The organism is Bordetella genomosp. 4, assembly GCF_002261185.1.
Taxonomy (GTDB): domain Bacteria; phylum Pseudomonadota; class Gammaproteobacteria; order Burkholderiales; family Burkholderiaceae_B; genus Bordetella_A.
In genome coordinates, this window is the sequence record NZ_NEVQ01000022.1 from 486,936 (window position 1) to 501,930 (window position 14,995).

At 57.7% G+C, this 14,995-nt stretch carries 15 protein-coding genes; 8 read left to right on the forward strand and 7 right to left on the reverse strand.

Annotation, left to right across the window (positions count from 1 at the left end; translation table 11 throughout):
* Position 1: 1 nt before the first annotated feature.
* Entirely contained in the window at positions 2-820 is an 819-nt protein-coding gene (locus tag CAL20_RS23505; RefSeq protein ID WP_094839184.1) for a glucose 1-dehydrogenase, read from the reverse strand.
* Positions 821-1,086: 266 nt separating this feature from the next.
* Here CAL20_RS23505 and CAL20_RS23510 point away from each other — a divergent pair, with 266 nt between their 5' ends.
* The gene (locus CAL20_RS23510; RefSeq protein WP_094839185.1) at positions 1,087-1,734 is read left to right on the forward strand and encodes a class I SAM-dependent methyltransferase; all 648 of its coding nucleotides are present in this window, start codon (positions 1,087-1,089) and stop codon (positions 1,732-1,734) included.
* A 29-nt stretch (positions 1,735-1,763) separates the two neighbouring features.
* On the opposite strand, the gene CAL20_RS23515 is transcribed toward CAL20_RS23510, so the two are convergent.
* Positions 1,764-2,999 carry a glycosyltransferase gene (locus CAL20_RS23515; protein WP_094839186.1) on the reverse strand — a complete coding sequence of 412 codons (1,236 nt, stop codon included), beginning with the start codon at positions 2,997-2,999 and terminating at the stop codon, positions 1,764-1,766.
* A gap of 73 nt (positions 3,000-3,072) precedes the next feature.
* On the opposite strand from CAL20_RS23515, the gene CAL20_RS23520 reads away from it, so the two are divergent.
* From CAL20_RS23520 to CAL20_RS23530, 3 genes are all read left to right on the forward strand, one after another.
* Entirely contained in the window at positions 3,073-3,663 is a 591-nt protein-coding gene (locus CAL20_RS23520) for a TetR/AcrR family transcriptional regulator (RefSeq protein ID WP_094839187.1), read from the forward strand.
* Between the two features lie 93 nt (positions 3,664-3,756).
* Positions 3,757-4,488 carry a class I SAM-dependent methyltransferase gene (locus tag CAL20_RS23525; RefSeq protein WP_094839188.1) on the forward strand — a complete coding sequence of 244 codons (732 nt, stop codon included), beginning with the start codon at positions 3,757-3,759 and terminating at the stop codon, positions 4,486-4,488.
* Positions 4,489-4,568: 80 nt separating this feature from the next.
* On the forward strand, positions 4,569-5,144 hold the full coding sequence (locus CAL20_RS23530; protein WP_094839189.1) for a YdeI/OmpD-associated family protein: 576 nt from the start codon (positions 4,569-4,571) through the stop codon (positions 5,142-5,144).
* A 51-nt stretch (positions 5,145-5,195) separates the two neighbouring features.
* On the opposite strand, the gene CAL20_RS23535 is transcribed toward CAL20_RS23530, so the two are convergent.
* The 4 genes from CAL20_RS23535 to CAL20_RS23550 all read right to left on the reverse strand — a co-directional run bounded on the left by CAL20_RS23535 (position 5,196) and on the right by CAL20_RS23550 (position 10,376).
* Positions 5,196-6,257, reverse strand: coding sequence for an AraC family transcriptional regulator (locus CAL20_RS23535; RefSeq protein WP_094839190.1), 1,062 nt, complete (start codon positions 6,255-6,257; stop codon positions 5,196-5,198).
* A 98-nt stretch (positions 6,258-6,355) separates the two neighbouring features.
* Positions 6,356-7,690, reverse strand: a complete 1,335-nt coding sequence (locus tag CAL20_RS23540; RefSeq protein ID WP_094839191.1) for an MFS transporter — start codon at positions 7,688-7,690, stop codon at positions 6,356-6,358.
* A 272-nt stretch (positions 7,691-7,962) separates the two neighbouring features.
* Positions 7,963-9,471, reverse strand: a complete 1,509-nt coding sequence (locus CAL20_RS23545) for a M81 family metallopeptidase (RefSeq protein ID WP_094839192.1) — start codon at positions 9,469-9,471, stop codon at positions 7,963-7,965.
* Complete coding sequence (locus CAL20_RS23550) at positions 9,471-10,376, reverse strand: polysaccharide deacetylase family protein (RefSeq protein ID WP_094839193.1); 906 nt, start codon at positions 10,374-10,376, stop codon at positions 9,471-9,473. The genes CAL20_RS23545 and CAL20_RS23550 overlap by 1 nt, the downstream gene beginning before the upstream one ends.
* A 312-nt stretch (positions 10,377-10,688) precedes the next feature.
* On the opposite strand from CAL20_RS23550, the gene CAL20_RS23555 reads away from it, so the two are divergent.
* The 3 genes from CAL20_RS23555 to CAL20_RS23565 are packed head-to-tail and all read left to right on the forward strand — an operon-like array spanning position 10,689 to position 12,925.
* Positions 10,689-11,312: an NAD(P)H-dependent oxidoreductase gene (locus tag CAL20_RS23555; RefSeq protein WP_094839194.1), complete on the forward strand. Its 624-nt coding sequence runs from the start codon at positions 10,689-10,691 to the stop codon at positions 11,310-11,312.
* Positions 11,309-11,932 (forward strand): TetR/AcrR family transcriptional regulator, encoded by a 624-nt coding sequence (locus CAL20_RS23560; protein WP_094823527.1) that lies wholly within the window; start codon positions 11,309-11,311, stop codon positions 11,930-11,932. The genes CAL20_RS23555 and CAL20_RS23560 overlap by 4 nt, the downstream gene beginning before the upstream one ends.
* Positions 11,933-11,962: 30 nt before the next feature.
* A complete protein-coding gene (locus CAL20_RS23565; RefSeq protein ID WP_094839195.1) occupies positions 11,963-12,925 on the forward strand; it encodes a GlxA family transcriptional regulator in 963 nt (320 codons plus the stop codon).
* Positions 12,926-13,023: 98 nt separating this feature from the next.
* Here CAL20_RS23565 and CAL20_RS23570 read toward each other — a convergent pair whose 3' ends face one another.
* The gene (locus tag CAL20_RS23570; protein ID WP_094839196.1) at positions 13,024-13,665 is read right to left on the reverse strand and encodes an HD domain-containing protein; all 642 of its coding nucleotides are present in this window, start codon (positions 13,663-13,665) and stop codon (positions 13,024-13,026) included.
* 390 nt (positions 13,666-14,055) lie between these two features.
* Here CAL20_RS23570 and CAL20_RS23575 point away from each other — a divergent pair, with 390 nt between their 5' ends.
* Positions 14,056-14,865, forward strand: a complete 810-nt coding sequence (locus CAL20_RS23575; RefSeq protein WP_094823530.1) for an enoyl-CoA hydratase/isomerase family protein — start codon at positions 14,056-14,058, stop codon at positions 14,863-14,865.
* Positions 14,866-14,995 lie beyond the last annotated feature (130 nt).

The following is a 14,995-nucleotide window of genomic DNA, read 5'->3' on the forward strand; positions in this document are numbered from 1 at the left end:
CTCACCCCGCACCGCGAAACGCGGGATATAACGTCATACCGCCGTCGACGAACAGCGTGGAGCCGGTGACGTAGTCGGAATCGTCGCTGGCCAACCAGGCGACGGCGCGCGCCACGTCCTCCGGTTCGCCTATACGCCCGTATGGAATCAGCTTGAGCAGCGACGCCAGGCTTTCCGGTGTGTTCCACGCTGGCGCGTTGATGGGCGTGCGTATCGCGCCGGGCGCTACGGCATTGACGCGAATTTTCATCGGAGCGAGCTCTTGCGCCAATGATTGCATCAACAGCGACACGCCTCCTTTGGACGCGGCATAGTTGGCCTGAAATGCCCACGGGATGACCTCATGGACCGAACTGATGAAAATAATCTTGCCGACGGCGATGTTGTTCGACGATGGGGATTCGCGATTCAGGAAGGCCCGGGCCGCGGCGCGGGCACACAAGAATTGACCGGTCAGGTTGATGTCGATGACCTTCTGCCACTGAGCCAGCGTCATGTCCTGGATGGCTGCCGGCTGTTCGATGCCGGCGTTGTTGACCAGAATGTCGACGCCTTGGTAGTGATCCACAGCGACCTGGAACAAATGCTCGACGTCGTCTTCGCGACTGATGTCGGCGGCAGCTGGCACGGCTTGGCCGCCCGCACGGGCAATTTCCTGCACGACCTCGACGCCGCGCCGCTCGGAGTCTTCGTTGGGACGATGGTTGACGACTACGCGCGCGCCTGCTGCCGCCAATTCCAGGGCGACGCCACGCCCGATCCCTGAGTTGGCGCCAGTGACAATAGCCACGCGCCCGGACAGATCTACCGCATGCCGCATAGTGCTCTCCTTGCGGCGGACGGTTCCGGTATTGCTGCTGTTGTGGATCCGCAGTTGCCGCTCTCGATAGCCAGGGGTCAGCTTAGTCCTTGATGAGCACGGGTTCAACCCCGGCGCTGGGCGAACCGCTCGAGCAGATTGCTTTAGCTGTGGTTCACCGACCCAAAGCGGATGCGCAGCCCGTGCGTCAAACTGTTGGAGCCTGGCCCCGCCCAGTCAGTCGTGCAACAATTGCCTCGGGCTCCCTTTCTACCGCGAGGCCCCGCATGCCCTTCAGTGCCGATGACCTGAACCTAATCTCACAACAGACGCTGCGCCATTACGAAGATCGCGCCGAAGAATTCCGCGCCGGTACGCTTGATCACGACGTCAGCCAAAACATCGCTGCATTGCTGGACAATATTCAGGGCCCGCCACCGTATCGCATCCTGGATTTCGGCTGTGGACCGGGACGGGACCTCCGCGTTTTCGCGGCGCGCGGTCATCATGCCATCGGACTGGAAGGCGCAAGCCGGTTCGTAGAGATGGCGCGCGAGTCATCAGGCTGCGAGGTATGGCATCAAGATTTTCTAGCGCTCAATCTGCCGACCGCCTACTTCGATGGCATCTACGCCAATGCATCGCTGTTTCATGTTCCCACCCAGGAGCTCCCGCGCGTGCTCGCCAATCTACCTGCCGCACTGAAAATTGGCGGCGTCCTGTTTGCATCCAATCCCCGAGGCGCCAATGAGGAAGGCTGGAATCGCGGCCGCTACGGTGCATATCATGACATCGACAGTTGGCGCCGCTATGTGGAAAACGCCGGCTTCACTGAAATCACGCACTACTACCGTCCCGCCGGTTTACCCCGGGACCAGCAACCATGGTTGGCCAGCGCGTGGCGCGCCACGCTTTCGGCCGGGAGCGCGCCGTAAATTTCTGCTGTCACCATTTGACCCAGAAACTAATTTCCCCGCGCCCCATCGGATCCAAGAGCAAGGAATCCCTCGACCATCCGTACGCCCACCGCCAATCCGTCTTCGCGAGCCATAGCCCGCCCCACAACGCCGGCACGATCAACAACGGCGGGCTGCTCCACAAATGAAATAGCATCGGCAAGAGCCGCAGCATTCAAGCGAGCAGTCGACACCGCAGGCGCCGCTACTCCCAGCCCATACAGCCGATCCGCCCAAAAAAACTGATCTCCTGCAAAGGGCATGACAATAGACGGCTTGCCTGCCCTCGCAGCTGAATGCGATGTCCCCGAACCACCATGGTGTATCACGGCAGCCATTCTGGGGAATAGCCAGTCATGCGGCATGGCATCAATGCGCAGAATATTTTCCGGAAGCGTCATCGATCCGATGTCACTCCACCCCGGCCAAACCACGGCACGACGGCCGTTCAATGCTTTGATGACAGTTTCAAGCATCTTCGGCAGATCGATGCCAGTCATGCTGCCGAAACCCACATAGACAGGCGCCGGACCGTTGGCGAGAAACTGCGTCAACTCGGCTGGTGGAATGAAGTCTGTACCGTGCGACGGCACCCATTGACCACACATTACGGCGTTGTCCGGCCAGTCTTTAGGCTGTGGCAATAGCGTGGGTGAAATGCCGTACAGCATCGGATGTTCCGTCCAAAGCTTTGCCTTGGGCGGCAGCCCGAGCACATCGGCTCTGGCACGATTGAGTGCTTTCCTGAGGCCCAACCACAGCAGTTGGTTCGTCAGGACAAGGCTAGCTCGGTTCAATCGTTCGGGAACCCACGCGGACGGTAAAAAAGGGGAAGGAAATTCTCTCGATGGCGTCAGCGGGATCATCCCCGCGCCGATCGCCGGAACTCCTAAACGTTCTGCAACGGAGAGCCCAACAAAGCCAGTCAGCCCCGACACCACGATGGCATCGCAGCCCTGCGCAGCCTCGAACGTCTGTGCCATCCACGCCCCAGCGTTCGCATTGGTCAACTCTACGAGCGCCTTGGCTGTGCCTCGTGCGCCCGACTGGCTCCATCGGGTAAACAGCGCTCGAATATCGCCTGCCAAAGGCGCCGCCGGCACCGCGAGCCGATGCGCCAAATCCAGTGATCGCGCCTCTCCCAGCAAGGAAACCTCGTGCCCGGATTGCATCAAGGCGTGGCTCAACGCAATCAACGGACGCGTATCCCCGTCGGTGCCGTATGTCAGGACGACTATTTTCATGGGCTTTCAACGTTAAAGTAAACGACGTATACTTTTAGCATATCATTTTTCACTCGCCGCAACATCATTACGCATGCCACGCAAGCTCATACGCCCCGACCGCCGCGCAGAGATTCCCGCGCACATCCAGCGTGTTGCTCAGCAACTGTTCCAATCGCATGGCTATGTGCACGTGACGATGGAGCAGATCGCCGGCGAGGCTGCCGTATCCAAACGCACTTTGTACAAATACTTTCCTGTAAAGGAGACGTTGCTGGAGCGTGTGCTGGAGGACGAGTTGGCAAATGATCTGGCACAGCGGAATTTCCGCATTGATAGCCAAGCCGGCTTCCGCGGTAGTATGTTGCGCTTGCTGCACCTGTCTGCGCAATGGTGCGAGCAGCACACGGATTACTTGCTGCCTTACATCCGGCACAAGTTTGCGACTTTCGATCCGAGCGCGGCGGCGGACAAGGACACAGGCATCTTGCCCGTCTGGCAGATGCTGATCGCCGCAGCGCAGGAGCGCGGAGAGCTACGCACTGATCGTCCAGCAGAGCAGCTTGGGACTTATTTCCACTATTTGTATCTGGGTGCCCTGATGCGTTGGCTCATGGAGCCTCGTCTTGATCTACGGCAAGAATTCGATATGGTAGTTGCGCTATTCGTAGACGGAGCGGGATGAGCGTATTCATAAAACGAACGTCCGTTGACCGCGGCGCGCAGCTCGCCGATCGGAGCCGCTAACGCCTCGTCCAATCTTTCAAAGGAAGCAAACATGGCACAGAACATATACGACGATCCGCGGTTCTTCGCCAAATACAGTCAACTGCCCAGACAGGTCCACGGGTTGGAGGGTGCTCCCGAATGGGGCGCTATCAAAGCAATGCTGCCATCGCTGCAGGGCAAGCGTGTCGCTGATCTCGGCTGCGGGTTTGGGTGGGCGTCCCGTTGGATGCGCGAGAATGGAGCTACCTCGGTAGTCGGATATGACCTATCGGAGAATATGATCAATCGCGCCCGCGCGGATACACGCGATGATGCAATCGAATATCGTATTGCCGACCTCAACACACTCGAACTGCCGGCTCGCAGCTTCGAACTGGTCTACAGCGCCCTCACCTTTCATTATGTCGAAGACTTTGATCGTCTCGTCGGCACGATGCATCGGGCCTTGGTACCTGGCGGCGCGTTGGTATTCACCATTGAGCATCCGATCTTCATGGCCGCGTCGCAACCGAACTGGATCGAGGATGGCCGAGGTCGCAAGACATGGCCGGTGAATGGCTATGCGATTGAAGGCGAGCGTCGCACCAATTGGTTCGCCGATGGGGTCCTGAAATATCACCGGATGCTTGGAACGACGTTGAATACGCTCATCCGGAATGGCTTTCAGATCGATCAGGTTGAGGAATTCGCGCCAACGCCGGTTCAGATTCAGGAGAACCCTGGTCTCGCCGAGGAATTAGAGCGTCCTATGATGCTTTTGATCGCTGCTCACGCAGGCTAATTGAGTGACGAGCTCCCATAAGGCCATTCCCGTCGGAGCAACATAACCCGCCATGCTCTCAGTTCTGCTAACCTCATGGCATGTCCCAGAGCAAACCCAAACCAATCGCCTTCCGGAACTCTGCAGAATTGAGCGAGTGGTTGATGAGTCATCATCAGCACAGTAGCGAGGTGTGGGTGCAGATATTCAAGAAAGGATCTGGCAAGCAATCGGTCACCTGGACAGACTGCGTGATCGAAGCCATCCGCTTTGGCTGGATCGACGGGCAAAAGCTGCCGCTAGATGAGGTTTCGTTTATGCAACGCCTAACGCCTCGAAAGCAGAAGTCAAACTGGTCTGCCAAGAACCGCGAGCATGCAACTCGGCTCATCGAAGAGGGGCGGATGACGCCTGCGGGCCTCGCCCATGTCGAGGCGGCAAAGGCTGGCGGTCAATGGGATAGCGCCTACGAAGGATCCGCCGCCATGACCATCCCGCAAGACTTTCTGGATGCTCTGGAGGCAATGCCTGCCGCCCTGGCCTTTTTCCAGACATTGGATCGCAAGAACCTCTATGCGATCTACTATCGGCTTCACACGGCTAAGCGTCCCGAAACACGCGCCAGGCGGTTGGCAAAAATCCTTGCCCAGCTTGAGCGCGGCGAGCGGTTCCATTGAGGCAGAGACGGTCATGCCCTCTTACAGCGGCTGCACTACAACATACATCGGCTAGCGTTGTTTATCCAGGCTCATTAGGGCGCCAGCTTCCGCAGAATCTCGTGCGGCCTGTTGACTGCGCCATTGGGTAGCGCTGCAACCGAACGATCGCTGAAACCAACGAGAAAATGAGCTCAGGCTTTCAAAACCGGTTTGGTCGGCGATCATGGCTAGCGAACTGCCAGTCTCTGCCAACGCACGAGTCGCAATATCCGCTCGCACGCATTGGAGAATCTGCGAAAACGTCACCCCTTCGCTCGACAAATGCCGACTCACCGTTCTGCGGTCCATATTGAAATGGGCAGCCAAGGATTCCGCATCACACCCTCCCTCATCCAACATCTTTCTCATCTGCCGCTCAACCTTGTTCGAGAAACTGGCCACCGAGCGTTTCATGATGGGATTCAGCTGTTGCATGGCGAGGCGTCTCAGAAATGGAGATGACGTCACCGGCGTGCGTTGCAGGATGCTTTCATTAATGACCAGCCCCGACAAAACCTGTTTGTACTGCACGGGGCATTTAAAAAAACGCTGAAACGCCCGCATATTGGCCGGCTTGGCAAATGCGAGTGCAATCATGTCGGGTTGAAAGTCTTCGCCCAGCAACCAACGCACCAGCATCGTCACACCCACTAATGCATACTGGGTACATTGAAAGGACTCCTCTCGTGTGCGTGCCGATATTTCGATCACTACCAGAGGATTCTGAAAACGTTTATCCAACTGAATAAACGTCCCGTCGGCATGCAGCGTCAAATGAGACGTGTAGAAATTGATCGCCTGCTCGACGGTTTCAGCCTCGCGCATTAGCAGCGTGACCTCACCCAAATTAGGGACGCCGCGCTGAATCGCAGCGCGCGTCGCAAAGTCCGGACAACCGGATGCTCGAGCGCACTCGGCCAAGAGTTTCAAGAAAGCGTCGAAGGAGATCTGAGTTTCCAGATCCTCCATACAGGCGATATCCAGGCCCACGCCGGCCAACATTTTCGCAGGATCCAATCCCACCGCGCCGGCGGCATCGGGAAAACCGACCAGCGTGGCGCTGCGGATCGTTCTTCTGTTTCGCGCTTCCATTGCTTATTTCCCAACCGACGGGGCCGATGGCAGTAGGAATAATAATAGATCGGCTACTGCGTTCAGCCTGCTCCGCACGGGCACGGCCCGGCTGGCGATCACTTCAGTTTGGCAAAGGCGGTTTCTCGCGCGAACAGTGTGACTATGCCTGACAGCAATGCACCGCCCATCAGGTAGTAAACGGGTGCAATCGGCGTCTCGAATCTCTGAATCAACCACACTGCAACGAATGGCGCAAAGCCTCCAAATAATGTCACCGAGACACCGTATCCGATGCTCATCCAAGTCGTGCGATTGCGAGTCGGGAACATCTCGACCAACGTCGTAGGCAATCCACCTGCGATGGCCGCAAGGATCACCGAGAATATGCATTGCACCAACAGCAGGTCTTTTAATGTTGCAGGCGTCAACGACACCAGATGGTTAAAGGCCGGGTAAGAGGCGAGCAATGCAAACACGCAGGAGAACATCAGGACGGTCTTGCGGCCTATCAGATCGGATATCTGGCCAAACACCGGCGTCAGCACCGCCAGCAACAATAGTCCCACGGTATTGGCCCACAATGCCTCGGATGCCGTCACCTGTAGATTCGATGTCACCCATGTGGGCATGTAGAACAACAGTATGTAGAAGCTGACATTGGACAGCACCGACATGCCACATGCTCTGACCGCTAGCCTGAATCCCGCGCCATCCTGCAGCATGGGAACCGGGCGTGCCTGCAACGCTGCCGCTTGTTCGAAAGCTGGAGTCTCGTCGATGGATCGGCGCATCCACAGTGCAAAGGGTCCGATGACGCAGCCGATGATAAAGGGCATGCGCCATCCCCACTGAAGCATTTCCTCGGGCGTTAGCAGTGAATTGAGCACAGCGGCCACACCAGACCCCAACAACAGGCCGCCAACGACGCCGACCATGTGCAGGCTGCCGTACAGGCCGCGACGTCGTTCGGGTGCCCATTCGACAATGAAGCTGATCGCCCCACTCCATTCACCACCTGCCGAGAACCCCTGCAGCAGACGCGCCAAAACCAGCAATGCTGGCGCGATGATGCCCGCACTGGCGTATGTAGGCAGTATCGCCAACAGCAGCGTGCCGGCAGCCATCATATAGACCGTCAGTAGCAACGCAGCCTTGCGGCCTCGGGTATCGCCGATGCGGCCAATGATGATACTGCCCAGAGGGCGGGCCACAAACCCGACGCCGAATACGGCAAATGATGCCAACAAGGCCGTCGCAGAGTCGCTGGAAGGGAAGAAGTTCTTTGCAATCAGACCGGCAACGAACGCATAGACTGCGAAGTCGTACCACTCCAATATATTGCCCATTACTGGCGCCAGAATCGTGCGCACGCTCGCTATGCTGCGCCTAGTCGTCGCGTCAGACGTCCCGGGGTGAGCGGCAGCATTGACCGCGGGTGTTTGTGTAGACATTTCGCCCTCGAAAGGTTGGTTAGGACCAGCGTTCTTGTTTCTTTTGAGGGCACTGCCATCTTCCGATTTGTGCTTCTTAACTGCCGGGATGGTGGGTCGCCCTTAGGTGTCATAGTGATCCAGCTGCTGAAGCTGACTTGTCCGAATGGGACATGCATTTGTCAAATTGGGACAAGCCATATTGGGGGAATCACTGAGTCGGATGGGCACGATATCGATATCGCAAGAGGGCTAAGACGTACCCCCCAGAGGCGGATGCCTGCACCAAGGCTTCAGGGACGAACCCGCGTGGCAGGTGAAAGCTTTTTCCAGGGCAGATCGCCCGGGTCAGCCGCCAGCATACCGGGCGCCAAGGCATACAGAATATCGGTGTCAGGGGTTTCCACGACCGCTTCAAAATCGGCTCGGAAATGCTGAGTGCTCTTGACTACAATGATCTTCATTTCTTCCGGGTTGATACCCACCATCCGGAACAGCTCGCGGTCCTGGGCGCCGATCCGGCCGCTCGCCACGACAATCAGGACGCCTTCGATTTCCAGACAAGCGCTCGGCCCGAGCCGGGTTTGAAACCCGGTCATTTTGGGCCCCTTGAACGTCGTCACACCATCCGACAAGGCGAGGACGCGAAAGGTCCCAGAAACAGGGGGCTCACTCTGTCCCGTCGGCGTTTCGATGGATTCCCCGATTTCGATTTCCAGAGTCTGCCCTACTCCGGCACGGTGCGCAGCAGCGGCGGCCTGGGGATCATAAAGGACGCCCAGCGCCACACGCCTCGGAAACACGTTGCCGGCGTTGGTGTCCAGCAACGCGTGCAACATGCCGGTCGTCGAACTGGTGCCGCCAATGCCAGGATTGTCTTGCGTATCAGCGATCACAATGGCGCGACGAGCTGACGCGGCGCGCTCCAGGCCGGAGACGACAGCCTCCCTTGCTTTCAATGCCTTTAAGCGCCATTGCGAGGGCTCCGCGACCCGCTTTAGCAAAGTAGCGACGGCTTCCTCCGCTCGGTCGCCATGAGACCACAATACGGGAGCGCACTCTTCGAAATCCGAGGACGGGAATCCCATACAAAAACTGGTCATCGTGCCCAAGCGTTTGTCTATCTCGTTCAGCAACTCATAGGCGCCTTTTGCCGGGTCGGATGCGGTGCCCTGAGAATTAACCGGAATCAGATACGGTAGCCGTTCGACGCTTAGCTTCTCACGTCCGACGTTGTGCAAGTATCGTTCGAGCAGTTCGGCGGCCCGCTCGCCGGTTTTTACGTAGTCGATGTGTGGATAGGTACGAAACGCGACCAAGCCATCCGCTTGTTCAAGCATGACCTTTGTGACGTTCGCATGCAAATCCAGACTGACCACAATAGGAATTGACGGCCCTACCACTCGACGAATGCGTGTCAACAGCTCACCTTCGGCGTCGTCAAACGATTGCGCCATCGCGGCGCCATGCAGCTCGAGATAAATCGCGTCGTAGTCCAGACGTTGCGCGTCGGTCACGATCGTTTCACAAATACGCTCGAATGCCTCGTCGGTAACATAGGAAGAAGGCACCGCCCCGCACCACAGACTAGGCACCAGGGTCCAGCCGCGCTGTTGCGCCTGACGTGCGAAGCCCGTCGCGGAAATCTCGACTTTCTTCACCATATCAAGCATGAGCTCGCCATGAGTGGGAGGAGGAAAGCTCTCTCCACGCTCGAACGCGGCCCAATCGGCGAAATGCGCAGCGAAAGTGTTGGTTTCGTGCTTGAACCCCGCTACAAAGACTCGCAAAGGTGATGTCATTATCTTTCTCCGTGCGCCAATACATAAGCAACGATCTCGTCATGGCGCGCAAACCAGACCCCGCCCGGCAGCGTCTTGGCGTACTTTATTAACTCGTCCAGGATCCAAATCCGAGAGCGGTTGGTGATCACATGCGGATGCATAGTGAGTTCGAACAGACCACCTTCTGTATAGGCGGCGTCCAATTCACGCTTGAAGATGTCAAACACGTCAGCCGGCGGCGTGTAGGGGCGCAGGCCCTGGAACCTGTGCATCAGGAAATAGACTGCGTCATCGCGCACCCAATCGAAGGGGATTTCGACGATGCCGGTGGCCTCTCCGTGCATCTCCAGCTCGTAGCAATCGTCATCGGCTCCCAGCGACGAATCGTACGAAATGCCCAGCTCGCGCAACAGATGCAACGTATTTTCGGAGAAGTCCGCCGAGGGCGAACGAAAACCCGTGGGGCGTCTGCCCGTCACCTTTTCCAGCGCGTCGAGCGAACGCAGCATCAGATCGCGCTCGTCCTCCATGCTGAGGTTGGAGTTCAACTCGTGAATCCAGCCATGGATGCCGATTTCGTGTCCCGCAGCGATTACCTTTTTCTGTTCTTCAGGGTATAGCAAAGCGGTCACGGCCGGCACATAGAAGCTGGCCGGAATCGCGTGTTTTTCCAGCAGATCCAAAATACGAGGGACACCGACTCGATGACCATATTGGCCCCAGGCAAGACGATTGATCGAGCGGCCACCGTCGCGCAGTTCGTTGGTCTCATGATCTGAGTCGAAGGCCAATGCGATAGCTAGTTGTGCACCGTTTTTCCATTTCTGCGGACGTAGCCGCCGCCCTGCTCTGACGCGGCTGACTAAACGCCGCCATTCCTGTTCCGGCCATTGCCAGGGTTGGATCGTGCTTTGATCGTTCATGACGAACTCCTTTCTAAACTTAGTGCAGGGGTGGGCTCAGTTGCGAACACCGGTTGGGAGCACTTTAGGAGTCCTGGTCAAAGTCGATTGACAAGACGGGGCAGGCTTTTTTCAGATTGGGTCAAAACCGGATGAAATGCGATGCGCCACGAAATACGCGAAACGCTATGCGTACTACCAAGCATGCGGCAGCGGACGGCCCCGTGCTCCTTGCCCATGCAACGATCAATTTCCCGCTCCCTCAAATAAAGAACACAACTTACCATTAGTAGGTTACTATTGGTAGGTAAACTCTCTGTGGAGCAATGAACCATGCATGCCCTTATCGTCGTCGCACATCCTGACCCAGCATCGTTGACCCATGCGGTCGCCGCCCAGATAGCAGAGGGCATCGCCGCCTCAAACCCTCAGGACTCATTCGAAATCGCCGATCTGGCTGCAGAGGGCTTTGACCCGCGGTTTAGCCAGACGGACGTAGCCCTGCATTTGAAGGAAGCGGCGCCCCCACTCGACGTCGCGGCGGAACACGCACGCATCGACCGCGCGGACGCTCTGGTATTGGTCTATCCTGTGTATTGGTGGTCTTTCCCTGGATTGCTCAAAGGATGGATCGACCGGGTATTCACCCAGGGCTGGGCGTATGAGGAAGACGCCGACGGCACGTTGGTCAAGAAACTGCATCGCCTGCCAATCCATCTGATCGGACTGGGCGGCGCCAGCCAGCGCACATATGTCCGGCATGGTTACTCCGATGCGATGAAGACGCAAATCGACCATGGGATTTTCGGCTATTGTGGTGCGCGTGTTGCCACGTCGGAATTGCTGCTTGCGTCAGATGCTGGGTTCCCCTCGGCGCACCTCGATACGGCGCGAGCAATCGGTAGCAGGGTTTTCGCGTCCCATACCGCTACAGAGGCAGAGGCAATCCAGGTATGAAAAATCGTTCACAGGAACCTTCCCCACGCCGGGCTGTAGCGGCTTCGCCTCGCCGCCTGTCCAAGGAAGAGCGGCTGCGGCAGCTGCTGGATGTATCGTGGAAACTGATCGGCGATGAAGGCACAGATGCGCTGACACTGGGTCGGCTGGCCGCAGAAGCGGGCGTCACCAAGCCCGTGGCCTATGACCACTTCGGCACGCGCAATGGACTGCTGGCAGCACTCTATGAGGATTACGATATCCGTCAGACTGCGCTGATTGATGCAGCAATTGCCGCTAGCAAACCTAGCCTGAACGAAAAGGCTCGCGTTATCGCCTCCAGCTACGTCAATTGCGTGCTGACCCAGGGACGCGAGATTCCAGAACTGCTCGCAGCCCTCAGCGGTTCCGCAGAACTGGCTGCGGTCAAGCGCCAGTACCAGTTGGCCTTCATCGAAAAGTGCAAGCAGATCCTCGCACCTTTTGCAGGTACACAAGGCGTGTCGCAGACAAGTCTGTGGGCGATGCTTGGGGCCGCGGATGCGCTTTCTCAGGCGGCCGTTGTCGGTGACATCAGTGAACAGCAGGCGCAGGACGAGTTGGCGGAAACGATCCGCGCTATGGTCAAGCGCAGTAAGTAAAAGCATCCTGTTCAACGCAAGGAGCACAAGATGAAAAGCAGATTGGTCGCTATCGTCATTCACGAGGGCGTACAGGCGTTGGACGTCGCAGGGCCGGTCGACACCTTCCATGAGGCCAATGGCCATTTGCAAGAAGAGGACCGGTATGAAGTAGTCCTCGTTGCAGCCAGCCGAGCTCCCCTTCATGCGTCCAATCGAATGCAGTTGATCGCGGATATGACCTTTGGCGAAGCCTCGCGACCGTTTGATATCGTGCTAGTCGCCGGCGGACCTGGATTACCAGACGCCGCGCCGGATTTTCAGCTCAACGAGTGGCTGCAACGAGCCGCGAGCCAAGCCGATCTCTATGGTTCGATCTGCACCGGCGCCTTTACCTTGGGCCACGCAGGACTGCTCGAGCAGCGTCGCGTCACGACACACTGGCAGAACGCTGGTAAATTGGCGGCCATGTTCCCTGGGGCAAACGTCGAAGCCGATGCCATCTACATTCGCGATGGCCGCCTGATCACGTCGGCCGGGGTCACAGCCGGGATAGATATGACACTTGCGCTCATCCGTGAATTCCACGGAAGCGACATTGCTCTGGCCGTAGCCAAGCGGTTGGTCGTGGTAGCACAGCGCCAGGGTGGCCAATCGCAGTTCAGTCCCTACCTGACTGCAGTTGAGGATCCAGACTCGCCCGTAGCGCGGATACAGACGTTAATCACTGCAGACATTGAAAAACGGCACACCCTTGAATCGCTGGCGGCTGAAGTATCGATGAGCCCACGTAATCTCACTCGGCATTTCACACAAGAAACCGGCGTAACGCCGCACGAATTCGTGCAGCGCGTACGTGTCGATGCTGCGCGCACGATGCTGGAGGCGAGCGATAGACCCCTGAAGTCAGTCGCCTATGCCTGCGGTTTCGGCGCCGCGGATCGCATGCGCATTGTTTTCAAGGAACGGCTAGGCGTGACACCTGCGCAGTATCGCGCCAGTTTCAGACAATGAGTGAGCTTGCCTCAAACGCGTCGTGGGAAAAGTAGATCTGCCACGCACCCTGATTTTCCGTATACACGCGGCGTTCGAGAAGCACCTGGCCCATTAGCTCAGCTTGGCCAGGCTGAGCCGCGAATGATCGAGCAGAAATTCAACCTCTGGTAACCCGGGACCTTGACCTCAAGCACGTCAGCCTTCACGTTGCCGAACGTCGTCAGCGGTTTATGACGGATGCCGTCCGCAAAATGATCAATGATGTTTTCTTTGAAGTTCAGTCCGCGTGGATGGCACTTGCACACATGCTCGCGCTGGTCATGAGTGAAATCGTTATAAGCAATGCCCAGCACATCCATCTCTACCCCAGCCGTTACCAGGGCAATAGTGGGTCGCATATGTTCGGGGACTCCTGGTGTCGTATGTAGTGCGATCGCCGTCCAGACATCTTCGATGTCGCGTTCGGCAAGGTCATAGCTTCGCATAAAGTCGCGCGCGGCGTTTGCACCATCGACTTCGAAGCGCAAGTCGGGACTGGAGTATGCTTTTGTCAGCCCCATATCGTGAAACATGGCGCCCAGATACAGCAGCTCCGGATCAAAATCCAGGCCACGACGCTCGCCAGTCAATGCGCCCCAACAGAACACTCGGCGACTATGGTGATAGAGAAGATCGTCCTCTGTGTCGCGAACGAGCTGAGTGGCGGCGCGTGCGATAGCACTGTCTGGAATGTGGATACCGGCGATAGTTTCGGTCATGAATGAATGCTCCGAGTGAGTTAATAGCCTGACGGCACATGTGCATTTCATCACCCGGCCTCGCAGGCTACAACGCGCCCGTCACAGCGAAATTGGACAAACTTGCGTCGTTTTATACCCCGGCCTGAGCGCCGCCCAAACGGCCTTCCTAGTATGAATGCCATGTGCCCAAAATAAGGACACTCCGAGGACACATGGCGCCTCTCGCTGGTCGTGCCGATTACACATCCCGCTCTGTAGCCGGGTCGCACCCGAGCATGCACCTAGGGAAATCCCCAAGAGAAACCTATCCCGCTACACCTGGCATGCCTTTTGCGTCTATATCTTTAACAATTGATTCCGGGCGCCTCCCGGCGCTCACCCCTCTCAAATGGAAGGAAGACACACGAGATGACTGACCGCTACGCACGCTACGAACGCCTCGCCTTTGACCGCCCAAGCCCGCGGGTGCTACGCATCACCATGCGCTCGCCGCTGAAGATGGGCGCCATGGACGCCCAGATGCACCGCGAGGTATCGGAAATCTGGCGCGATGTAGACGCCGATGACAGCGTGAACGTGGTGATCTTCACAGGCGACGGCAAGACCTTCTCTGCCGGTGGCGACCTGAAGCACGAGCGCAAGGTGTGCGACGACTACGCGCTGCGCATGCGGGCGATGAAGGAGTCACGCGATCTGGTGACCAATATGCTGGACTGCCGCAAACCGATCGTAACGGCGGCGCGCGGCTGGGCGGTGGGCGCCGGTCTGGCGACGCTGCTGCTGGCGGATGTGTCCATTGCGGCGAAAGACGCCAAGTTCTCTGACGGCCATCTGAAGATCGGCGTAGCCGCAGGTGATCACGCTGCGATCATCTGGCCCCTGCTCTGCGGGATGGCCAAGGCGAAATACTACTTGCTTACGGCGGATACGATTACCGGTGAAGAGGCAGAGCGCATGAATCTGGTGTCCCTCGCACTGCCGGATGAGGAGGTAGAAGCGCGCGCGCTGGAAATCGCCAACCGTCTCGCACAGGGCGCCCCAGCCGCACAGCGTTGGACGAAGATGATGCTGAATCACTGGATCAAACAAGCCATGCCGATTTTCGATGCATCGCTTGCGTTTGAATTTACGGGCTTCGCCGGGCCGGAAGGCAAGGAAGGCATTGACGCGTTTCTTGAAAAGCGCAGTCCCAATTTCAGTTCGGATTGCCCGTTCTGATACATAAGTAGACGCGTCATGGAAATCGCCGGCTCATAAGGCCGGCGATTTTTCTCTCTGCGCGATGTACCTGCATGCACTGCGCCAGAAAACATATTGCCGTCGACAAGACGATGCAGCCGGATGCCAC

What these genes read in the sequence shown, in the direction of transcription:
- CAL20_RS23560 (WP_094823527.1), top strand. Translation starts at nt 11,309, where the DNA reads ATGAAAAATCGTTCACAGGAACCTTCCCCACGCCGGGCTGTAGCGGCT.
- CAL20_RS23575 (WP_094823530.1), top strand. Translation starts at nt 14,056, where the DNA reads ATGACTGACCGCTACGCACGCTACGAACGCCTCGCCTTTGACCGCCCA.
- CAL20_RS23550 (WP_094839193.1), bottom strand. Translation starts at nt 10,376, where the DNA reads ATGAACGATCAAAGCACGATCCAACCCTGGCAATGGCCGGAACAGGAA.
- CAL20_RS23530 (WP_094839189.1), top strand. Translation starts at nt 4,569, where the DNA reads ATGTCCCAGAGCAAACCCAAACCAATCGCCTTCCGGAACTCTGCAGAA.
- CAL20_RS23515 (WP_094839186.1), bottom strand. Translation starts at nt 2,999, where the DNA reads ATGAAAATAGTCGTCCTGACATACGGCACCGACGGGGATACGCGTCCG.
- CAL20_RS23545 (WP_094839192.1), bottom strand. Translation starts at nt 9,471, where the DNA reads ATGACATCACCTTTGCGAGTCTTTGTAGCGGGGTTCAAGCACGAAACC.
- CAL20_RS23535 (WP_094839190.1), bottom strand. Translation starts at nt 6,257, where the DNA reads ATGGAAGCGCGAAACAGAAGAACGATCCGCAGCGCCACGCTGGTCGGT.
- CAL20_RS23520 (WP_094839187.1), top strand. Translation starts at nt 3,073, where the DNA reads ATGCCACGCAAGCTCATACGCCCCGACCGCCGCGCAGAGATTCCCGCG.
- CAL20_RS23510 (WP_094839185.1), top strand. Translation starts at nt 1,087, where the DNA reads ATGCCCTTCAGTGCCGATGACCTGAACCTAATCTCACAACAGACGCTG.
- CAL20_RS23540 (WP_094839191.1), bottom strand. Translation starts at nt 7,690, where the DNA reads ATGTCTACACAAACACCCGCGGTCAATGCTGCCGCTCACCCCGGGACG.
- CAL20_RS23505 (WP_094839184.1), bottom strand. Translation starts at nt 820, where the DNA reads ATGCGGCATGCGGTAGATCTGTCCGGGCGCGTGGCTATTGTCACTGGC.
- CAL20_RS23525 (WP_094839188.1), top strand. Translation starts at nt 3,757, where the DNA reads ATGGCACAGAACATATACGACGATCCGCGGTTCTTCGCCAAATACAGT.
- CAL20_RS23565 (WP_094839195.1), top strand. Translation starts at nt 11,963, where the DNA reads ATGAAAAGCAGATTGGTCGCTATCGTCATTCACGAGGGCGTACAGGCG.
- CAL20_RS23555 (WP_094839194.1), top strand. Translation starts at nt 10,689, where the DNA reads ATGCATGCCCTTATCGTCGTCGCACATCCTGACCCAGCATCGTTGACC.
- CAL20_RS23570 (WP_094839196.1), bottom strand. Translation starts at nt 13,665, where the DNA reads ATGACCGAAACTATCGCCGGTATCCACATTCCAGACAGTGCTATCGCA.